19 protein-coding genes and 1 pseudogene are annotated in these 19240 nt (G+C 67.0%); 11 read left to right on the top strand and 9 right to left on the bottom strand.

Features of this window, described 5'->3' with window-relative positions:
• Positions 1 to 741: pseudogene (locus NN4_RS17225) on the bottom strand (NlpC/P60 family protein); the annotation flags it as partial.
• A 315-nt stretch (positions 742 to 1056) separates the two neighbouring features.
• Positions 1057 to 1620, bottom strand: a complete 564-nt coding sequence (locus NN4_RS17220; RefSeq protein WP_147132007.1) for an Rv1476 family membrane protein — start codon at positions 1618 to 1620, stop codon at positions 1057 to 1059.
• 332 nt (positions 1621 to 1952) lie between these two features.
• On the opposite strand from NN4_RS17220, the gene NN4_RS17215 reads away from it, so the two are divergent.
• Both NN4_RS17215 and NN4_RS17210 read left to right on the top strand, forming a co-directional pair.
• Positions 1953 to 4772: an aconitate hydratase gene (locus tag NN4_RS17215; protein WP_147132004.1), complete on the top strand. Its 2820-nt coding sequence runs from the start codon at positions 1953 to 1955 to the stop codon at positions 4770 to 4772.
• A gap of 87 nt (positions 4773 to 4859) precedes the next feature.
• Positions 4860 to 5426 carry a TetR/AcrR family transcriptional regulator gene (locus NN4_RS17210; RefSeq protein ID WP_147132001.1) on the top strand — a complete coding sequence of 189 codons (567 nt, stop codon included), beginning with the start codon at positions 4860 to 4862 and terminating at the stop codon, positions 5424 to 5426.
• Positions 5427 to 5522: 96 nt separating this feature from the next.
• Here the strand turns inward: NN4_RS17210 and NN4_RS17205 are convergent, their stop codons facing one another.
• A complete protein-coding gene (locus NN4_RS17205; protein WP_246180923.1) occupies positions 5523 to 7016 on the bottom strand; it encodes an amidohydrolase family protein in 1494 nt (497 codons plus the stop codon).
• A gap of 283 nt (positions 7017 to 7299) precedes the next feature.
• Complete coding sequence (locus tag NN4_RS17200; protein WP_147131993.1) at positions 7300 to 7794, bottom strand: MarR family winged helix-turn-helix transcriptional regulator; 495 nt, start codon at positions 7792 to 7794, stop codon at positions 7300 to 7302.
• 173 nt (positions 7795 to 7967) lie between these two features.
• On the opposite strand from NN4_RS17200, the gene NN4_RS17195 reads away from it, so the two are divergent.
• From NN4_RS17195 to NN4_RS17180, 4 genes are all read left to right on the top strand, one after another.
• Positions 7968 to 8471, top strand: coding sequence for a cupin domain-containing protein (locus NN4_RS17195; protein ID WP_147131991.1), 504 nt, complete (start codon positions 7968 to 7970; stop codon positions 8469 to 8471).
• A 79-nt stretch (positions 8472 to 8550) separates the two neighbouring features.
• On the top strand, positions 8551 to 8967 hold the full coding sequence (locus NN4_RS17190; RefSeq protein ID WP_135231936.1) for an acyl-CoA thioesterase: 417 nt from the start codon (positions 8551 to 8553) through the stop codon (positions 8965 to 8967).
• Between the two features lie 271 nt (positions 8968 to 9238).
• Complete coding sequence (locus NN4_RS17185; RefSeq protein WP_107657833.1) at positions 9239 to 9784, top strand: hypothetical protein; 546 nt, start codon at positions 9239 to 9241, stop codon at positions 9782 to 9784.
• Between the two features lie 11 nt (positions 9785 to 9795).
• Positions 9796 to 10758 (top strand): MvdC/MvdD family ATP grasp protein, encoded by a 963-nt coding sequence (locus NN4_RS17180; RefSeq protein WP_147131988.1) that lies wholly within the window; start codon positions 9796 to 9798, stop codon positions 10756 to 10758.
• Between the two features lie 435 nt (positions 10759 to 11193).
• Here NN4_RS17180 and NN4_RS17175 read toward each other — a convergent pair whose 3' ends face one another.
• On the bottom strand, positions 11194 to 11427 hold the full coding sequence (locus NN4_RS17175) for a helix-turn-helix domain-containing protein (RefSeq protein ID WP_040736162.1): 234 nt from the start codon (positions 11425 to 11427) through the stop codon (positions 11194 to 11196).
• Between the two features lie 80 nt (positions 11428 to 11507).
• The gene (locus tag NN4_RS17170; RefSeq protein WP_135231940.1) at positions 11508 to 13139 is read right to left on the bottom strand and encodes an ABC-F family ATP-binding cassette domain-containing protein; all 1632 of its coding nucleotides are present in this window, start codon (positions 13137 to 13139) and stop codon (positions 11508 to 11510) included.
• A 163-nt stretch (positions 13140 to 13302) separates the two neighbouring features.
• On the opposite strand from NN4_RS17170, the gene NN4_RS17165 reads away from it, so the two are divergent.
• The 4 genes from NN4_RS17165 to NN4_RS17150 all read left to right on the top strand — a co-directional run bounded on the left by NN4_RS17165 (position 13303) and on the right by NN4_RS17150 (position 16844).
• The gene (locus tag NN4_RS17165; RefSeq protein ID WP_107657835.1) at positions 13303 to 14067 is read left to right on the top strand and encodes an SDR family oxidoreductase; all 765 of its coding nucleotides are present in this window, start codon (positions 13303 to 13305) and stop codon (positions 14065 to 14067) included.
• Positions 14068 to 14118: 51 nt separating this feature from the next.
• On the top strand, positions 14119 to 15231 hold the full coding sequence (locus NN4_RS17160; RefSeq protein ID WP_147131983.1) for a lycopene cyclase family protein: 1113 nt from the start codon (positions 14119 to 14121) through the stop codon (positions 15229 to 15231).
• Positions 15232 to 15319: 88 nt separating this feature from the next.
• Positions 15320 to 16255: a non-homologous end joining protein Ku gene (ku, locus tag NN4_RS17155; RefSeq protein ID WP_147131981.1), complete on the top strand. Its 936-nt coding sequence runs from the start codon at positions 15320 to 15322 to the stop codon at positions 16253 to 16255.
• 34 nt (positions 16256 to 16289) lie between these two features.
• Entirely contained in the window at positions 16290 to 16844 is a 555-nt protein-coding gene (locus NN4_RS17150) for a GNAT family N-acetyltransferase (protein WP_107657838.1), read from the top strand.
• A gap of 6 nt (positions 16845 to 16850) precedes the next feature.
• On the opposite strand, the gene NN4_RS17145 is transcribed toward NN4_RS17150, so the two are convergent.
• On the bottom strand, positions 16851 to 17228 hold the full coding sequence (locus NN4_RS17145) for a nuclear transport factor 2 family protein (protein ID WP_147131978.1): 378 nt from the start codon (positions 17226 to 17228) through the stop codon (positions 16851 to 16853).
• A gap of 87 nt (positions 17229 to 17315) precedes the next feature.
• Between NN4_RS17145 and NN4_RS17140 the strand changes: the two genes are divergently transcribed.
• Positions 17316 to 18128: a helix-turn-helix domain-containing protein gene (locus NN4_RS17140; RefSeq protein ID WP_147131973.1), complete on the top strand. Its 813-nt coding sequence runs from the start codon at positions 17316 to 17318 to the stop codon at positions 18126 to 18128.
• Positions 18129 to 18132: 4 nt separating this feature from the next.
• On the opposite strand, the gene NN4_RS17135 is transcribed toward NN4_RS17140, so the two are convergent.
• Positions 18133 to 18747 (bottom strand): hypothetical protein, encoded by a 615-nt coding sequence (locus NN4_RS17135; RefSeq protein ID WP_147131970.1) that lies wholly within the window; start codon positions 18745 to 18747, stop codon positions 18133 to 18135.
• Between the two features lie 44 nt (positions 18748 to 18791).
• Positions 18792 to 19211 carry a hypothetical protein gene (locus tag NN4_RS17130; protein ID WP_147131966.1) on the bottom strand — a complete coding sequence of 140 codons (420 nt, stop codon included), beginning with the start codon at positions 19209 to 19211 and terminating at the stop codon, positions 18792 to 18794.
• Between the last annotated feature and the right edge of the window lie 29 nt (positions 19212 to 19240).

The following is a 19240-nucleotide window of genomic DNA, read 5'->3' as shown; positions in this document are numbered from 1 at the left end:
GTCCAAGCGGCCCTGCGCATCCTGACGCTGGCGTAATAGGTTGTCGCGCTGCACGGTCTGCTGGTCCAGCGCGGCTTTAGCGGCGGCGACGGCGTGCTCGGCGTCGATCTTGGCCTGCTCGGCGGCGGCTGCGGCCGCGTCGGCCGCCGACTTCGCTTGGCGCGCACTGGAATTCTTGTTGCCCTGGTCGACCTGGGCGCGGCGTAGGCCGTCGAGCACCTGCTGCTGGTTTTTCGAGACCAGGGCTAGCAATTGGGCCTGGTCGAGGGCGGCGGCCGGGGTGGCCGCGGCTAGGTAGACGACCATCGATTCGGCGGCCGGGCGGGTGTAGGCCTGGGCCGCGAACTGGTCGAAGTTGCGCCGGGCCGCGCCGACTCGTGTTCCGGCATCGGCCAATTCGCGCTCGGTCTGCACGACGAAGGCGGCGGCCGCGTCGGCGGCGTCCCGCGCGTTCTGCAAGTCGACGAGGGCCTTGTTCACCTCTTCGCGCTTGCGGGCGACCTCACCGTCGAGCTGCTGCAGCTGCTGGTCGACCACCGCGACCTGATTGATCAGCGCACCGACCTCGGTCACGCCCGCGTCGACTTGTGCTCCGGCGTCGGCGATCTCGCCGTCACTCGGGTTCGGCGGGGCGGGCGGCACCGCGACCGCGGGACCGGCCAGGAGCAGGGCGGTAGTCATCAGCAACCCCAGAGCGATCGCCAGTGGACGCCGATAGGCCACCTCGCGGTGATTGCGCATCGCACCTCCCAAGGACCCGACTCCGGCAACGCTCGTGAGCATCGACCGGACCAGCGGCCCCGTGCCCGCAGACTCGCAAGCGCTCTAACACGGGCGATGGTCGGCAGATAACCCCTGACAACCCTTCTTCCCCATCAGCAACTACACGACCATACGACACTTCCGTCACCAAGGGAACTCCAGCCACAGAATGTCAGGCGGGTAATTTTTCCTTTGCCTGGAATTAGCCGGATATGGCAAAGGTTTCCAGCCGGTAGAACATACCGGTCGTCAGGGAAAGTAGCTGGTTCGAAACCAGCTATGCGGGAGAGGTCCCTAGCGCGGGTCGGCGCCGGAAACGTCCACCGGCGTGGCGGGTTCGCCGCGCCGACGCGACTTCACGAAGTAGAGCCCGGCCACGACGGCAGCGGTGCCAACGAGCAACACACCGGTGATCGCGGTATAGGACACGCTCTCCGGCTGCTCCAGCTTGTCCACGAAAAGCCGTGCGGCTTCGGCGGAGTGCGCGCCGCCCTTGAACTTCGCGGTGTCCTCGGCCCACTCCAGGCGGACCCGGGAGATGGTGTCGCTGTAGGTGCCGACCCAGTCGTCGCTCAGCACCACCACGGTGCCGTGCTGGGTCTTGCCGACCTCGGTGGCCAGGTCCCGTAGGCTCGAATCGTGGCCTGGATTACCGGGAACGACCACGATGCTCAGCGCGATGCCGTCCGCCCGCGCGTCGGCGGCGACCGCGGCCAACTCCGTCTGATCCTTGCCGTCTACCGTGGCGACGTGATTGTCGGCCAGGTCGGCATTGATGGTGGTGACGGTGTCCTCGGTGATGTTCGGCGGCAGGCCGGCGGCCATGGGTGTGAAAACCGAGGTGTGCGAGACGGTCATCTTCCATCCGGTCTGTCGAGCCGCATCGGCATCCGAAGCGACGTGCATCCAACACTGCAAGGTGAGCTCAACGCCACCCGGCTGGCTCCGAAAGCACAGTACGCGACGGAGAGTCGGAGCACGCGCACACGGCACGCGACGCGCCCCGGCGTGGATCGCTGTGGGCGGTCGTGTCCGGTACCCCAGCCGCCCCCGTGCGCCTCACAGGACAAGCGTACTGTTAAGGTCGTAGCGCGAGGAACCGGCGCCCTCCGGCGCTGGAGCACCTGCAAAGACTCGGTCGCCGGCACAGCCCCGCCGACGACCAACCCTCACAGACGAGTGGAGCTGACGTGACGACAAGTATCGATACTTTCGGCGCCAAGGGCACCCTCGAGGTCGGAAGCAACTCCTACGAGATCTTCCGCCTCTCCGCCGTGCCCGGCACCGAGAAACTCCCCTACGCACTCAAGGTCCTCGCGGAGAACCTGCTCCGCACCGAGGACGGCGCGAACATCACCGCCGATCACATTCGCGCCATCGCGGACTGGGACCCGTCGGCCGAGCCGAGCATCGAGATCCAGTTCACCCCGGCCCGGGTGATCATGCAGGACTTCACCGGCGTGCCCTGCATCGTCGACCTCGCCACCATGCGCGAGGCCGTGGCCACCCTCGGCGGCGACCCGAACAAGGTCAACCCGCTCGCGCCCGCCGAGATGGTCATCGACCACTCGGTGATCATCGACGTGTTCGGCCGCGCCGACGCGCTCGAGCGCAACGTCGACATCGAATACTCCCGCAACCGTGAGCGTTACCAGTTCCTGCGCTGGGGCCAGGGCGCGTTCGACGACTTCAAGGTCGTCCCCCCGGGCACCGGCATCGTGCACCAGGTCAACATCGAGCACCTGGCCCGCACCGTGATGGTCCGCAACGGCCAGGCCTACCCGGACACCTGCGTCGGCACCGACTCGCACACCACGATGGTCAACGGCCTCGGCGTATTGGGTTGGGGCGTCGGCGGTATCGAGGCCGAGGCGGCCATGCTCGGCCAGCCCGTCTCCATGCTGATCCCGCGCGTCGTCGGCTTCAAGCTGACCGGTGAGATCAAGCCCGGCGTCACCGCCACCGACGTGGTGCTCACCGTCACCGACATGCTGCGCAAGCACGGCGTGGTCGGCAAGTTCGTCGAGTTCTACGGCAAGGGCGTCGCCGAGGTGCCGCTGGCGAACCGCGCCACCCTGGGCAACATGAGCCCCGAATTCGGTTCCACCGCAGCGATCTTCCCGATCGACGAGGTGACCATCGACTACCTGCGCCTGACCGGCCGCACCGACGACCAGCTCGCACTGGTCGAGGCGTACGCCAAGGAACAGGGCATGTGGCACGACGCCGAGCACGAGCCGGTGTACTCGGAGTACATGGAGCTCGACCTCGGCGACGTGGTGCCCTCCATCGCGGGCCCGAAGCGTCCGCAGGACCGAATCCTGTTGTCGGAGTCCAAGACCGCGTTCCGCAAGGACATCCACAACTACACCAGCGACGCGGAGGGCAGCCCCGCCGCCGCCACCCCGCACACGCACCTGGACGAGGCCATCGAGGAGTCCTTCCCGGCCAGCGATCCGGCCGTGCTGTCCTTCGCCGACGACGACGCGGTGCTGGTCCCGTCCGCCGCGAACGGCGCCGTCGGCCGGCCGAGCAAGCCGGTCAAGGTGTCCTCGGAGGAGTACGGCGACTTCGTGCTCGACCACGGCGCCGTGGTGGTCGCCTCGATCACCTCCTGCACCAACACCTCCAACCCGTCGGTCATGCTCGGCGCCGCGCTGCTCGCGCGCAACGCCGTCGAGAAGGGCCTGACCTCCAAGCCGTGGGTCAAGACCTCCATGGCGCCGGGTTCGCAGGTCGTCAACGACTACTACAACAAGGCAGGCCTGTGGCCCTACCTGGAGAAGCTCGGCTTCTTCCTGGTCGGCTACGGCTGCGCCACCTGCATCGGCAACACCGGCCCGCTGCCGGAAGCCGTGTCGAAGGCGATCAACGACCACGACCTCTCGGTCACCGCGGTGCTCTCGGGCAACCGAAACTTCGAAGGCCGCATCTCCCCCGACGTGAAGATGAACTACCTGGCCTCCCCGCCGCTGGTCATCGCCTACGCGCTCGCCGGAACGATGGACTTCGACTTCGAGACCGACCCGCTGGGCCAGGACTCCGACGGCAACGACGTCTTCCTGAAGGACATCTGGCCGTCGCCGAAGGAGATCGAGGAGACCATCGGCTCCGCGATCAGCCAGGACATGTTCATCAAGTCCTACGCCGACGTGTTCAAGGGCGACGAGCGCTGGCGCGGGCTGGAGACCCCCGAGGGCAAGACCTTCGACTGGGATCCGCAGTCCACCTACGTGCGCAAGCCCCCGTACTTCGACGGCATGCCGCAGAACCCGGAGCCGGTCACCGACATCAAGGGCGCGCGAGTGCTTGCCTATCTGGGCGATTCGGTCACCACCGACCACATCTCCCCCGCGGGCAACATCAAGCCGGGCACCCCGGCCGCGCAGTACCTGGAGTCCAACGGCGTCGAGCGCAAGGACTACAACTCCTACGGCTCGCGTCGCGGTAACCACGAGGTGATGATCCGCGGCACCTTCGCCAACATCCGGCTGCGCAACCAGCTCCTCGACGACGTCTCGGGCGGTTACACCCGCGACTTCACCCAGGACGGCGGCCCGCAGGCCTTCATCTACGACGCCTCGCAGAACTATCAGGCCGCGGGCATCCCGCTGGTCGTGCTGGGCGGCAAGGAGTACGGCTCGGGTTCCTCGCGCGACTGGGCGGCCAAGGGCACCTCGCTGCTCGGCGTGAAGGCCGTCATCACCGAGTCCTTCGAGCGCATCCACCGCTCGAACCTCATCGGCATGGGCGTCATCCCGCTGCAGTTCCCGGCCGGCGAGTCGGCCGCGTCGCTGAACCTGGACGGCACCGAGACCTTCGACATCGAGGGCATCACCAAGCTGAACGAGGGTGCGACTCCGAAGACCCTGAAGGTCACCGCCACCAAGGAGAACGGTGAGAAGATCACCTTCGACGCGGTGGTGCGGATCGACACCCCCGGTGAGGCCGATTACTACCGCAACGGCGGCATCCTGCAGTACGTGCTGCGCAACATGATTCGCGGCTGATCACGCACTCGCCGTTAGTCGAGAGTCCGCGCACCGCGTTTTCGCGGTGCGCGGACTTCTCACACCTCTTGGAGGAGCACGTCCGCTATGCCCAAAGTCAGTGATGATCACCTCGCCGCCCGGCGCAGCCAGATTCTCGACGGGGCGCGGCGATGCTTTGCCGAATACGGGTACGAGGGCGCCACGGTGCGCCGCCTCGAGGAAGAGATCGGCCTGTCCCGCGGCGCGATCTTCCACCACTTCCGGGACAAGGACGCACTGTTCCTCGCGCTGGCGCAGGAAGACGCAGAGCGGATGGCCGACGTGGCGGCCAACCAGGGCATCGTCGGCGTCATGCGTGACATGCTCGCCCACCCAGAGCAATTCAATTGGCTCGGCACCCGCTTGGAGATCGCGCGCCGCCTTCGCACCGATCCCGAATTCCGCGCAGGCTGGACGCAGCGCTCCGCCGAACTCACCGCCGCGACGCTGGCCCGGCTGGAACGCCGCAAAGCAGCGGGCGCCCTACGCGACGACGTCCCCACCGACGTGCTGCTCGGTTACCTCGACCTGGTCCTGGACGGCCTCATCGCCCGCATCGCATCCGGGCACACCAACGAAAACCTCACCGCGGTACTGGATCTCGTCGAAGCTTCGGTGCGTCGGCGGGACTGAGCGCCGTCTGCGGACGGCGGCGCATGCGCAACCACGCCGATGCCGCTGCGTCGGAGTCCGGACATCAGGGGGCTGGATGAGGCTTCGACGCAGGGCCTAGCCGCAACACGAGCCGAATCCCAGACCACCGGTCGGCAGCGCCGGATACTCGATCTGCGCAGCCGCCTCGACCTCCCGCAGAATGCGTTCCCGATCTGCGGGATCCAGATATCGGCCCCGGCAGACCACCGCGTGGATCCGCCGGGTATTGCCGATATCGGCGAGCGGATCACTGTCCAGGACAACAAGATCCGCGTGCTTGCCCACTTCGACGGTGCCACTGACCGCGTCCAGCCCGGCACATCGTGCGGCGTTGCGGGTGGCGGACTGCAGCGCCTGCATGGGCGAAAGCCCCGCCCGCACCAAGAATTCCAGCTCCTCGTGCAGCGAAAACCCGGGAAACACAAAAGGATTGCCCGCGTCGGTGCCCGCGACGATGCCGACGCCCGCGGCGTTCATCGCCCCGAGCAGTTCGAGCCGCGAGTCGAAGTTGCGTCGCAGCATGGTGACCTCTGCGGCGTCGGGCTCGGGGCCGGTCCGTTGCTGCCAGAACTGGCGCAGGAAGTCCGGCAGGTAGCGCAACCGCTCGTCGTCCGGACGCCCGGGCGCCACACCGGTCGCCAACCGTTCCAGGACAACCAAGGTCGGCGATTGCCAGACACCGCGCCGGATCATCAGATCGAACAACGCCGCGGCGACTTCGGGACTGTGCGAGTCCGCCGCCGCGCGTTCCATCCGGGCCCGATCCGCTCGCTGCGCATTCGGATCCACCGGTCCGGCATTGATCTCCGCGTAGAACTCGGGTGTCCGCGAAGAGGTGGACAACAGCATGCCGTACAGGTGCTCGATGGTGTGCTGCCCGAGCTCGACGGCCTCGGCCACCGGGATGCGGTGCGGCACGTGACCGGCGAAAGGCAAGCCGGCCCTGCGTGACTCGTCCGCGATGGCTGTGAATGTCTCACGGGTCAGCAGCGAGTAGACCTTCACGAAGTCGGCGCCCTCGTGCTTGCTCCGCCGGACGGCCGCCCGCGCTTCGTCCTCGGTCGACACCACCGTCGAACCGGGCCAGATGCCGGGCGGTCCGTCGATGATGCTGCTCGCCAGCACGATTCGCGGGCCGAGCACCGTGCCCTGTTCGATGCGCCGCCGCAGGTCGTGGATCTCGGGAAAGCCCCACATCTCCCGGATACCGGTGACACCGTGCACGACGTGCAGTGGCGGAAAGGTGTGCTCCGCCTGCGCCATATGGGTGTGCATGTCCCACAGGCCGGGGATGACGAATTTGCCGGCCAGATTCAGGGTTCGCACGGCGGGCAGCCCCGGCAGGTCCGGATACCGGCCCACGGCGAGGATCCGATCCGCGGCGAGCACGATCGTCGTGTCCGGCATCGGCGGCGACCCGGTGCCATCGATCACCGTCGCGCCGGAAAGCACCGTGATCGGGGCCGATGCACCGGGGTCCGCGCTCGCCGCGGACTGGGCCAGCAGTCCACCCGCCACCGCCCCTACCGCACCTCGGGCCAGCCAAGACAAGAACTCCGCGCGATCCATTTCCGGCACCACCGCGTCCCACCTTCCGGTGTGTGTTCGCTCCAGCCGACCGCGCAGGCGGATCGGCCGCTCACCCAAAGACTAACGACTCGAAGGCGGACAGTAGACGAAATCCATTGCCGCGGGACACCTTTGACTCGCAGTTGGCTTTAGTGTAGTCGTGGGCATCCGGTCACCACCGCGCCTGTGGCCGGAGTACAGCCCGTCCCGACCACCCGGCCCTGCGGTGGCACAGCCGATGATCCAGCGAACGGCGGTGGCATAGCGGTCGAGGCTCGAGCGACTACTCCCCCGGCTCCAGACTGCCGAGCAGTGCGCGGGCGATGCGGTCGAGTTCGCGGCGGTCGTGTGCGGAAAGTACCGACAGCATGCGGGTTTCGTTCTCGGTGTGTGCTGTGACGACCTTGTCGACAAGCTTGCCGCCGTCGTCGGTCAGGGCGACGCGCACGGCGCGGCGGTCGGCGGGGTCGGCGATGCGGCGGACCAGGCCTGCGGATTCGAGCCGGTCGAGGCGGCCGGTCATGCCCGCGCGGGAGAGCATCAGCGTGTCGGCGAGCACGGACGGGTTGAGTTCGAACGGTTCGCCGGAACGGCGCAGGGCGGCGAGCACATCGAATTCGCCGCGCTGCAAGCCGTGGGCGGTGAAGACCTCTTCGATCACCCGTTGCGCCACGACGAGCAGCCTGCCGAGGCGGCCGACGATCGCCATGGCCTCCAGTTCGAGGTCGGGTCGTTCGCGCCGCCACTGCGCGACGATCGCGTCGACAGGGTCGTCCATCCCGTCACGACCTTTGCCGGTCGCGCCCTTCCGAACAGAGGCCGGTGCCGGCTCGGGTGCGTCAGCCATGTGCATGCGAAATCAGTTGCCGCGTCTCCACCATGGACAGGATTCTATTCGCTGAGATATAGTTCGGTAGCGAATTATAAACCGGCGAACTACCTGGAGATCCCATGAGCACCACCACACCCCGCACCGACGTCGCCATCCGCCGGCCCCAGGACGCCGAGACACTCGGCACCGACGCGGTCACCGTGCGGCTACTGCTCGACGCCTCCGACACCGACGGCGCGCTGAGCACCCTCGAAGTCACCATGCAGCCCGGCGCCGACGGCGCAGCGCCGCACTACCACACCAGTTCCGACGAGCTGTTCTACGTCGCGGACGGCGAACTGCAACTGCTGGCCGGCGACCGGGTCGTCACCGTCGGCGCGGGCGGCTCGATCGTGGTGCCGAAGTTCATGCCGCACGCCTTCGGCGCCACGCCCGAGAGCTCCGCGCGCATCATGATCGCGCTACTGCCCGGCGTGCAGCGCTTCGAGTACTTCCGGCTGCTGGACCGCATCGCCAAGGGCGAATCCACCCTCGCCGATCTCGCCGCCGCGCAGGAGGAATTCGACAACCACTTCGTCGACGCGCCGAATTGGTGGGCCGAGCGCAACGCCAACCGCCGCTGAGGGTCGTGCACAATCCGACTGTGATCAACCCGTCGATGCAGGTCGGAACAACTCCGGCCGCGCAGGAGGTTTGCAGGAGATGACCTTTTCCGTCCCGATCGTCGTCCGCGGCTATGAACTCGACACGCAAGGCCACCTCAACCAGGCCGTGTATCTGCAATACGCCGAGCACGCCCGCTGGGAGCTCATGCGGGCCGCGGGCGCACCGCAGGAAAAGCTCGTCGCCAGCGGCGTCGGACCGGTCGTGCTGGAAAACACCATCAAGTATCTACGGGAGCTGCGCGGCGGCGACGAGGTGACCGTTTCGGTCGACTTCGAATGGCTGACCGGCAAGACGTTTGTGTTCCGGCACGAGATCCGCAAACTCGACGGCACTGTCGCGGCCGAGATATCGACGATTACCGGCCTGCTCGACCTCACCACCCGTAAGCTCGTCGCCGCGCCGGGCGAACGCTTCGCGGAGCTGGCCGAGCGGCCCGACCTGCTCGGACTTTGAATCGGCAAGTGCGGATGCACAGCCGCCAACCCTGAGCAATATATGGCTCAATTTTTCCATCCGGAAATAGCTCACCGGTTGCGCTCGAACCATGTCCGGAGCACCGAAAATCTTTCGGCGCTAGCGCATCCGGTTCCGAAATTCGGTTTGCCACCGGCCGTGAAATCTCTCGAACCGATCCGATCCAGCCGAGCTGCGCGTTATGATCCAAGTCACGCTCGGGGGTCGTGGCAAATCGCGAGCAGATCGGATTCAGATCGGAGAATGAGCTATGACCGACGCACTCCGCCTTCCCGGAACCGCGCCGAAGAGTGACCGCGTTGCTCCGCTGCGGGGTGTGCTGGTCGCGGAGTCGGAACGAGATATCACCGTGCGGGTGCCCGAGGGAACGTGGACTTTCCGTCGGTCCGACGTCGTGCGCGTGCTCGATTCGCCGCTGACCGACGGACTGTCCTGCGTGCCCGACGGCATCACGACATTGCCCGACGGCACCGCACCCCGGACCGGCAGAGTCAGCGCGGCCGGCGACGTCGGTGCCGTGCGCGTCGGCCGCCAGGTGGTGGTGGACATCCGCGCCGGTGCGACCGCCGATTTCACCCGCAAGATGCGCATCGATCTGGTCGATCGGCCGATGACCATTCCGGAGACGCCGTCCCCGGCGCGCGGCGACGAGGAATTGCGGCAGCTCACCGAGCGTTGGGCCGAGCGCCTGAACATCGTCGACCTCACCGGCGCGCACGGCGCCACCTACACCTACTGCCAGACCAAGTCGTTCGCGACCAGCGACGACGGCATCAACTGCGACAGTCTCGACTGAGCGGTGCGCGCATGACGGCACGCCGGGCGAGCTCGGTCCTCATAGTGTCGGAATCCGACGATCTGCACGCCACCGCCATGGCGGCGACGCTGCGAGAGCATCACGCGCTCAGCGCGATTCACCTCGACCTGCGCGACTTCCCGCGCGAGTCGGGCAGTTTCCGGCTGGATCGGCTCGGCACCGCACGCTCGCTCTCGCACCTCATCGGACTCGACGACGTACGCTCGGTCTGGTGGCGCCGCCCGCATCCGTGCCAGGTGCCCGGCGGGGTCCGCGCCACCGACGACGAGTACCGCCAGGCCGAATGCGACAGCTTCATCCAGGGCATGCTCTGGTCCATTCCGGCCAACTGGATCAACGACCCCGGCGCCGACCGCACCGCGGCCCGCAAGATCGTGCAGTTGGAGACGGCGCTGCGGGCCGGGTTCGCCGTGCCGGAGACGCTGATCACCAACGATCCGGACGAGGCCCGCAGTTTCGCCGAATCCCGGCCCGGCCCAGTCGTTTACAAGCGCACCGGGACCAGCCGCGCCGAGTTCGCGGAGACCAGGATCATCACCGAGGCCGACTACGGCAGGCTCGCGAGCATCCGCGCCGCGCCGACCACCTTCCAGGATTACATCGACGCCGAATGCGATCTGCGGGTCGTCTGGGTGGACGGTGTCGAATGGACGGTGCGCATCGACTCGCAGGCCGGCGTCGGCCGGGTCGACTCCCGCCTGGACACCTCGGTCGATTTCGTGCCCGAGCATCTGCCCGCGTCGGTGAGTAAATCGCTCGCCACGCTGATGGGTGCGCTCGGATTGTCCTTCGGCGTCTTGGACATTCGGCTCGGCCTCGACGGCGAGTACTACTTCCTCGAGGTCAACCCGCAGGGCCAGTTCGCCTACCTGGAGATCAAGACCGGCCTGCCCATTTTCCGCAGCCTCGCCAACCTGCTCGTCGACGGCGACGGCTCGGTCAGCGGCTACTGACGGCGGTAGGTCTTCCGGGCGCGGGCTGCCACGGCAGGTCCGGGTCCGGCTCGGTGGACAGCACGATCTTCGGCAGCGCGTTGACCAGTGGTGCCGGCAGCGCGTCGCCCGGCGTGGCCGGATCCTGTTGCGCGCCCGGCCAATACTGGGCGAGCAGCGCGCAGGAGGCACGGCCGAAGATCTGGGCGTCACCGCACCGAGCAGCTCGGCGAGGTACGCGTCCAGTTCGGGGTCGTCGACCTCGATCCAGTCCAGCGCACCGTCCGGGCCGGCGGCGTAGCCGTCCAGCGTCACCAGCATCTGCGGCCGTATCGTCCGCACCCGAGGCCTCTTTCGAGAGATGTGGCCTCGATGGTGCAGCCGGTCCGGGGCAAACGAACTCATCGGTTCGGTCGAAAAACATACCGTCCGAACCGGTTTCGAGTTCTGCGGACGCTACTGGCTCTTACGGCGGTTCGCACCGCCGCGGCTGCGGAGCTGCACATGCGACTCCACCAGCACATTGTGGATGAAGCCGTAGGAGCGACCGGTCGCTCGCGCCAGCGAGCGAATGCTCGCCCCTGCCTCGTACTGCTTCTTCAGCTGGGTCTGTAGGCGGTCCCGGGACTTCCCCGTGACGCGTGTTCCCTTACCCAGGGTGGCTTTGACTTGCGTTGGCCTGTCGCTCATGGCTTCCTCCGAGTCGCCGAGCAGCTCTTTCCAGGCTAAGCACTCGAGGGTCCGTGATCAACGGATTCTTGTGATGAAAGTCACGCAAGCTGAATAAGTTCCAAATATTCGGCGGACCAATGGTCTTCCGTACCGTCCGGTAGCAAGATCACGCGCTCCGGCGACAGTGCTTCCGCGGCGCCCGGGTCGTGTGTCACCAGGACGACCGCGCCCGCGTAAGTGCGCAGCGCGTCGAGTACTTGCTCGCGCGATACCGGATCCAGGTTGTTGGTCGGCTCGTCGAGCAGCAGCACGTTGGCGGCCGAGGAGACCAGCCCGGCCAGCGCGAGACGGGTCTTCTCACCACCGGACAACGTGCCCGCGGGCTGATCCAACTGGGGACCGGTGAACATGAACGCGCCGAGGAGGCTGCGCAGGTTCTGCTCCCCAGCGTCCGGCGCGGCGTGGCGGATGTTCTCCCACACGGTGGCCTGATCATCGAGGGTGTCGTGCTCCTGCGCGAAGTAGCCGACCTTGAGGCCGTGGCCGGGCACCAGATTGCCTGCGGTCGGCTGTTCGACCCCGGCGAGCATGCGCAGCAGCGTGGTCTTGCCCGCACCGTTGAGGCCGAGCACCACGACCCGGCTGCCGCGGTCGATGGCCAGGTCGACGCCGGTGAAGATCTCCAGCGAGCCGTAGACCTTGGTCAGGTTCTCCGCCATCAACGGCGTCTTGCCGCACGGGGCGGGTTCGGGGAACTTGATCCTGGCCACCTTGTCGGCCACGCGCACGTCGTCCAGCTCGGCGATCAACCGGTCGGCGCGCTTGGCCATGTTCTGTGCCGCAGTGGCTTTCGTGGCCTTGGCACCGAGCTTGGCGGCCTGCACGCGCAGCGCGCTCGCCTTCTTCTCGGCATTGGCGCGTTCGCGACGGCGACGCTGTTCGTCGGTGGCGCGGGCGTCGAGGTACTTCTGCCAGCTCATGTTGTAGACGTCGGCCTCGCCGCGCACTGCGTCCAGGAACCACACCTTGTTCACCACGTCGCCGAGCAGTTCCACGTCGTGGCTGATCACGATCAGGCCGCCGTCGTGGTTCTGCAGGAAGCCGCGCAGCCAGGTGATCGAGTCGGCGTCGAGGTGGTTGGTCGGCTCGTCGAGCAGCAGGATGGTGTCGGAGCGCCCGCCGCTGCCGTCGGAGGCGGCGAACAGGATGCGCGCCAACTCGATTCGCCGACGCTGACCGCCGGACAGGGTGCGCAGTGCCTGGGCAAGCACCCGATCGGGCAGGCCGAGGCTGTTGCAAATGCGGGCGGCGTCGCTCTCGGCGACATAGCCGCCGAGCGCGGAGAAACGCTCCTCCAGGCGGCCGTACTTGCGGACCGCCTTGTCGCGTTCGGCCTCGTCGGCAACCTCTGCCATCAGCGCCTGCTGCTTTTCCATGTCGCGGATCAGCGTGTCCAGGCCGCGGGCCGAGAGCACCCGGTCGCGGGCGAGGATGTCGAGGTTGCCCTCCTTCGGATCCTGCGGCAGGTAGCCGATATCGCTGGAGCGCAAAATCTTTCCGGCATACGGCTCGCCCTCGCCCGCCAGGATACGCAGCGTGGTGGTCTTGCCAGCACCGTTGCGCCCGACCAGTCCGATCCGGTCGCCGGACTGCACCCGCAGGGCCGGTCCGGGGGCCGACAGCAGGGTGCGGACTCCGGCCCGGACCTCCAGGTCGGTCGCGGTGATCACAGATTTCTCCTCGCGGATCAGTGGTGCTGGGCGGTAAGTACTCGATTGTGCGACGCCGATACACACAAGAACCACCGATTTTACCTGGGTTCGGACACCGTTCTTACCCGCGGCGACTCGGGTGTGACGGCCGTAACTGAACCGCCGAGTAACCTGCCGTGGCATGAGTAACGATCTTTTGGGCAAGAGCGCTCTGGTGAGCGGGGCAAGTCGGGGTATCGGTAAGGCCGTCGCGGCGGAGCTGCTGAGCCGCGGTGCGAACGTGCTGATCACCGCGCGCAAGCAGGATCCGCTGGACGAGACCGCCGCCGAGCTGCGGGCCCTCGGCCACCAGGGTGAGGTCGTGGCGCTGGCAGGCAACTCCGGACATGCCGAAGACCGCGCGGCCGCCATCGACCGGCTGATGGCCGAGTTCGGTTCGGTGGACATCCTGATCAACAACACCGGCATCAACCCCGTGTTCGGGTCGCTGATGGAGGCCGACCTGGATGCGGTGCGCAAGATCTTCGATGTGAACGTCGTCGCGGCGCTCGGCTACATCCAGCAGGCGTTCAAGGCGTGGATGGGTGAGCACGGCGGCGCGGTGGTCAACGTCGCCAGCGTCGCCGGCATCCGCTCGTCCGGCGTGATCGCCGCGTACGGCGCGTCGAAGGCGGCGCTGATCCGGCTCACCGACGAACTCGCCTGGCAGCTCGGGCCGAAGATCCGGGTGAACGCGGTCGCACCGGGCGTGATCAAGACGAAGTTCGCCGACGCGCTGTACGCCGAGGACGAGGAGCGGGCGGCGAGCGTCTACCCGATGAAGCGGCTCGGCACGCCGGAGGATGTGGCGCGGCTGATCGGGTTCCTGGTCTCGGACGAGGCGGCGTGGATCACCGGGGAGACCGTGCGGGTGGACGGCGGATTGCTGTCCACCGGTGGCATCTGAGCGTGCCGAAGCGCCGAGGACGGTGAGCCTGCACATGTCGAGGGCCTCGACGTGACGGCGGATGTCGTCGTTTGCGGACTCGGCCCGGCCGGCCGGGCGCTGGCGCATCGCTGCCTGGCCCGTGGGCTGTCGGTCATCGTGGTCGATCCCGCACCGGATCGTCGGTGGACGGCGACCTACGCGGCGTGGGCGGACGAGTTGCCCGGGTGGCTCCAGCCGACGGCCATCGCGGCGACGGTCGACCGGCCGACGGCGTGGGGAACTCGTGCGCACCGCATCGAGCGGGCTTATGTCGTGCTCGATACGGCTCGGCTGCGGGAGTCCTTGGATCTGACAGGGGCTGAGATCGTTGCGGATCGTGCGGTGGAGCTCACCTCCGGCACGGTGTCGCTGGCCTCTGGTCGGCTCCTGAGCGCGCAACGAGTCATCGATGCGCGTGGCATTGCCCGCTCCCCCGCGTTGGCCGAGCAGACGGCCTACGGGCTCGTGCTCGATGCTCAGCGATGCGCGGGACTCGCACCGCTGTTCATGGACTGGCGTGCGGACAACGGCGCGCCCGAGGACGCGCCGCGGTCGTTTCTGTATGCGGTGCCGCTCGGCGGCGGCGAGATGCTGCTGGAGGAAACCTGCCTTGCCGGTCGGCCGGCGCTGGACGGCACCGTGCTGCACGAGCGGCTGGTGCACCGATTGCGTTCCCGCGGCATCGAGCTCACCGGCGCCGAGCGGGTGGAGCGAGTTCGGTTCCCGGTCGAAGGCGGCAGGCCGGGGCGACGCACCTTCGGCGCGGCGGGCGGATTCGCGCATCCAGCTACCGGATACAGCGTGGCGGCCTCGCTCGCGGCGGCCGACGCCGTCGCGGCGGGAGCGGCGGTCTGGCCCGTGTCGGCGCGGGCCGTGTACCGACTGCGGGCCGCCGGTTTGCGGGCGTTGCTCGCCTTGCCGCCGACCGACCTCCCGGTTTTTTTCGACGCATTCTTCGGCCTGCCTGCCGCCGCGCAACGCGCGTATCTTTCGGGCCGCACCGACCTGAATGGCATGGTCAGCGCCATGCGGACGCTGTTCGTGTCGCTACCGCCGACACAGCGTCGGCGCGTCGCAACCGCGACACTCGGGATGCCGATTCGCTCGCCTATTCGAATGCGTTCCGCCATCATGGAGGAATGAGTGGGCCTTACCGTCCAGCACTCAACCGTCCCGGGCCGCTGCCGCAGCGGCCCCGCGGACGAGGTACCCGCGTCGAGGGGATTGCGCAGTGAGGTCGATCTGGAAGGGCTCGATCGCGTTCGGGCTGGTGAATGTCCCGGTCAAGGTCTATACCGCGACCGAGGACCACGACATCCGATTCCACCAGGTGCACGCCAAGGATGGCGGTCGGATCAAATACGACCGCGTCTGCACGGTGTGCGGCAAGTCCGTGCAGTACGCCGACATCGATAAGGCGTATGAATCGCCCGACGGCGACAAGGTCATCCTGACCGACGAGGACTTCGCCAAACTGCCCGCCGCCGAGAAGCACGAGATCCCGGTGCTGCAGTTCGTCCCGAACGAGCAGATCGACCCGATCCTGTTCGACAAGAGCTACTACCTCGAGCCCGATTCCAGCACGCCCAAGGCCTATGTGCTGCTGGCGACGACGCTGGACCGCATCGACCGCACCGCGCTGGTGCACTTCACGCTGCGGCAAAAGACCAGGCTCGCGGCGCTGCGGGTGCGCGACGGAATGCTGGTGCTGCAGACGCTGCTGTGGCCCGACGAGGTGCGCGAGGTCGAGTTCGAATCCCTGGACGGGGTCGCCGAGCCGAAGCCACAAGAGATCAAGATGGCCGAGACGCTGGTCGAGACCATGTCCGACGATTTCGACCCGGATCAGTTCACCGACGAGTACCAGATCGAGCTCAAACGGTTGCTCGACGAGGCCATCGCCAGCGGCACCGGCAAGGTGCCCGAGCAGCCGGAGGCCGCGCCCGCGGAGATGGACGCCGAGGTGGTCGACCTGGTCGCCGCCCTGCAGCGCAGCCTGGAGGCCAGTGGCCGACGCGCGGCGGGCAGCGGCGACGACAACGGCAAGGCCAAGCCGGCCAAGAAGGCGGCAGCCAAGAAGACCCCGGCCAAGAAGGCGGCTGCGAAGAGCACCGCGAAGCCCGCGAAGAAGGCGGCCAAGAAGACCGCGGCGCGCAAGGGGGCCTGAGGGTAGGACGGCTTCCGGCTGGCAAACTGTCGGCATGGATTCTGCCGTAGTGATCGTCCCGATGGGTCTCGGCCACCTGCGCCAGGTCCTCGATCTCGGTCACGAAGTCTTCGACGTCACCGCCAAGCCTTACACGTCGTGGTCGCTGACCTCGGTCGCCGAACACCTCGACAGCCCCGACAACGCCTGCTGGGTCGCGCTCGATTCGGACCGCGTGGTCGGTTTCGTGCTGGGGTCCATGGAATTCGAGAACCGCGACGACTGGGCCTATCTCGAATGGATCGCCGTCGCACCGGACATGCAGGGCCACGGCATCGCCCGGCGGCTGGTCGACGTGTGCTCGGAGGCATTGTTCGCGCGCGGTGCGCGGCGCATCGTCACCGATGTGGAAGACCGCAACACCGCGTCGACGGCATTGATGACACGCAGCGGGTTCACCCCTGCCGCCACGGTGACGCTGTTCGTCCGGCCGAATCCCAACGATCCCGATCCGGACTCCCAGCTCACCCCCGCCGCGATCGCTCCCGGCACCAAGCGCGCGCTCATCCGCAGAGGCCGGCTGGCCGGGGACAACCGGATGGCGCGCTAGCGATTCTCAGAACATGCCGTTGGGAATCTGATCCTCGTCCGGCACCGGCTGCAGCGCATGCCAGTGTTCGGTGATCATGCCGTCGACCAGCCGCCAGATGTCGACCACGGCCGCGCCGCGCGGGTCGTCCCGCGGAATCAGGTGGTAGTGCACGGCCACGTAGTCGTCGTCGGCGATCACCCGTTTGATGTCGAGCCGGGACGCGGCGATCGGCGAGTTGGCGGTGAACTCGAGGAAAGCGTCTCTGCCGGAGGGGTTTCCGGGGGCGTGGGCGCGGAAGTCTTCGTGTAGCAGCGCACGCATGCCGTCGAGGTTGCCGTCGGCGAATTGCGCGAGGCCGTGCAGGACGAGGTTCTTGTTGCGGGTGGCGAGGTCGTTTGTCATGCGGCCACCGTGGCAGTCGCGGTGGCGGGCTGTCGATTACCAGGGATGTAATGGCTGCGGGGTCGCTCGGGTGGTGATACTGGGCGGGTGGATCAGGAGCATCGTCCGGTCGGTGAGCTGCTGCGCGAGTGGCGGCTGCGGCGCGGGCTGAGTCAGCTCGAACTGTCCGTTCAGGCCGACATCTCGTCCCGGCACGTGAGTTTCGTCGAGACCGGGCGGACCGTACCCAGCGCGGTGATGGTCGAACGGTTCGCCGAGCATTTGAATGTTCCACTGCGGGAACGCAACCGGCTGTTGCTGGCGGCCGGGCACGCGCCGGTTTACCGGCATCGGTCGCCGGACGATCCGGAGTTGGCCCGGGCACGGGAGGCCGTTCGGCGGGTGCTCGATGTGCATGAGCCGTTTCCCGCGTTGGCGGTCGACCGCCGGTGGAATCTGTTGTTCGCGAACACGGCCACCCGCGTCTTCTTCGACGGGGTGGATCCGATGCTGCTGCGTGCGCCGATCAATATGATGCGGATCGGGCTGCACCCCAACGGTTTCGCGCGGCGACTACGCAACTTGGATCAGGTGCGTGGTTTTCTGCTGCCGCGGCTGGCTCGTCAGGCCGGGCAGACTGGTGACGCCGAACTGCGCGCCCTGTACGACGAATTGAGCTCGTATTATCCGGCGGGCGAGACGGTTCCGATCGATCCGGCGGAGGTCGCGCTGCCGATTCGGATTCGGCATGGGGACGCCGAATTGTGCTTCTTCAACACGATCACCACCTTTGGTGCCGCGTTCGACATCACCCTCGATGAGATCGCGGTGGAAGCCTATTTTCCTTCCGACACGGTGACTTCCGACTATCTGTATGCGCTTGCGCAGGAGGGCGAACGGGTTGGCACGAACGGGTCCTGACAGGTCAGCCCGCTGCAGCCCGGCCTTGTTCGAAGAATGCCAGCAGTTTCGACGCGGTGTCGACTTCCGCGCGCTCGCGCAACGCGCCGAACGAGGCATTCCAGAATTCTCCGGTGCGTAGGTTCCAAGGACCGACGTAGGCGTAGGGCGCCGGATGGCTGGCATCGCCCGGTGAGACACCGTAATTCACCTCACCGACGGAGCTGGACAGATCGAAGTGTTCCGGCCACAGCACCGGCGTGATATCCGGTGCCAGACATCGCAATGCCTTGTCCCCCAGTGCGAACCACTCACTGATCTGACGTGCTGCCGCGGGATCGATCTCCATCGAGCTGTCGGGGTCTACCCCTGTCGTATCTTTGTACAGCTCCTTCGGCGCCTCCGGCTCGAATCCGGCCAGCTTCGCGATGTCCCGGTAGGTCCCGCGAAGCGCTGCCCGTCCTTCCGGCCACACGAGTTCAGCGCCGACGACCGACACCGGCCACTGCACGCCGCCGAAGCCGTGGTGTACGGCGCGTAGGCGGATCGTTCCGTATTGCCGGTACTGCGGTCCTGCGATCAACAACTCCGCGGCCGCGTGCAGGCCCAACCGCGACTGCACGTAACTCTGCTCGTCCACACAGGCATCATTGCCGGTGTGGACGCGTCATGCAGGGGTTTCGGCTAGGGCTGGACCGCATCCTCGGGGATCGTGATGCCGAAGTGCGAGACGATTGCGTTGACGCTTTGCTTCAAACCCGATACGTCCTGCTGCAAGGCCGAAACATCGCGCCTGACGGTTGTGAACTCCTCTCGGACATCCTGCTGGAACGTTTCCATTTCGTGCTGGAACATTCTCGTTTCGTGCTGGAACACACCCATTTCCTGACGGAACGAACTCATGTCCAGCCGGAACGACACGAAGCCCTCCCGCAACTCCCAGACTTCCTGTTGGATCCCCTGCACCCAACGATGGGTCTTCTTCACCTTCTTGTGCGTCCGATGGAGGGCTTCCTCGTACGCGTCCCGATCCTCTTTCAGCACTTCGTACTTCTTCTCCACACCGCGCACACGCACATCCAGCGCCGGCAATGTCAGTGTCATGTAGAGCCCCCTGTCGTCTCGAATGGAAG

This window comes from Nocardia ninae NBRC 108245 (genome assembly GCF_007990755.1).
Lineage (GTDB): Bacteria > Actinomycetota > Actinomycetes > Mycobacteriales > Mycobacteriaceae > Nocardia > Nocardia ninae.
This window is presented reverse-complemented; position numbering and strand designations above follow the sequence as displayed.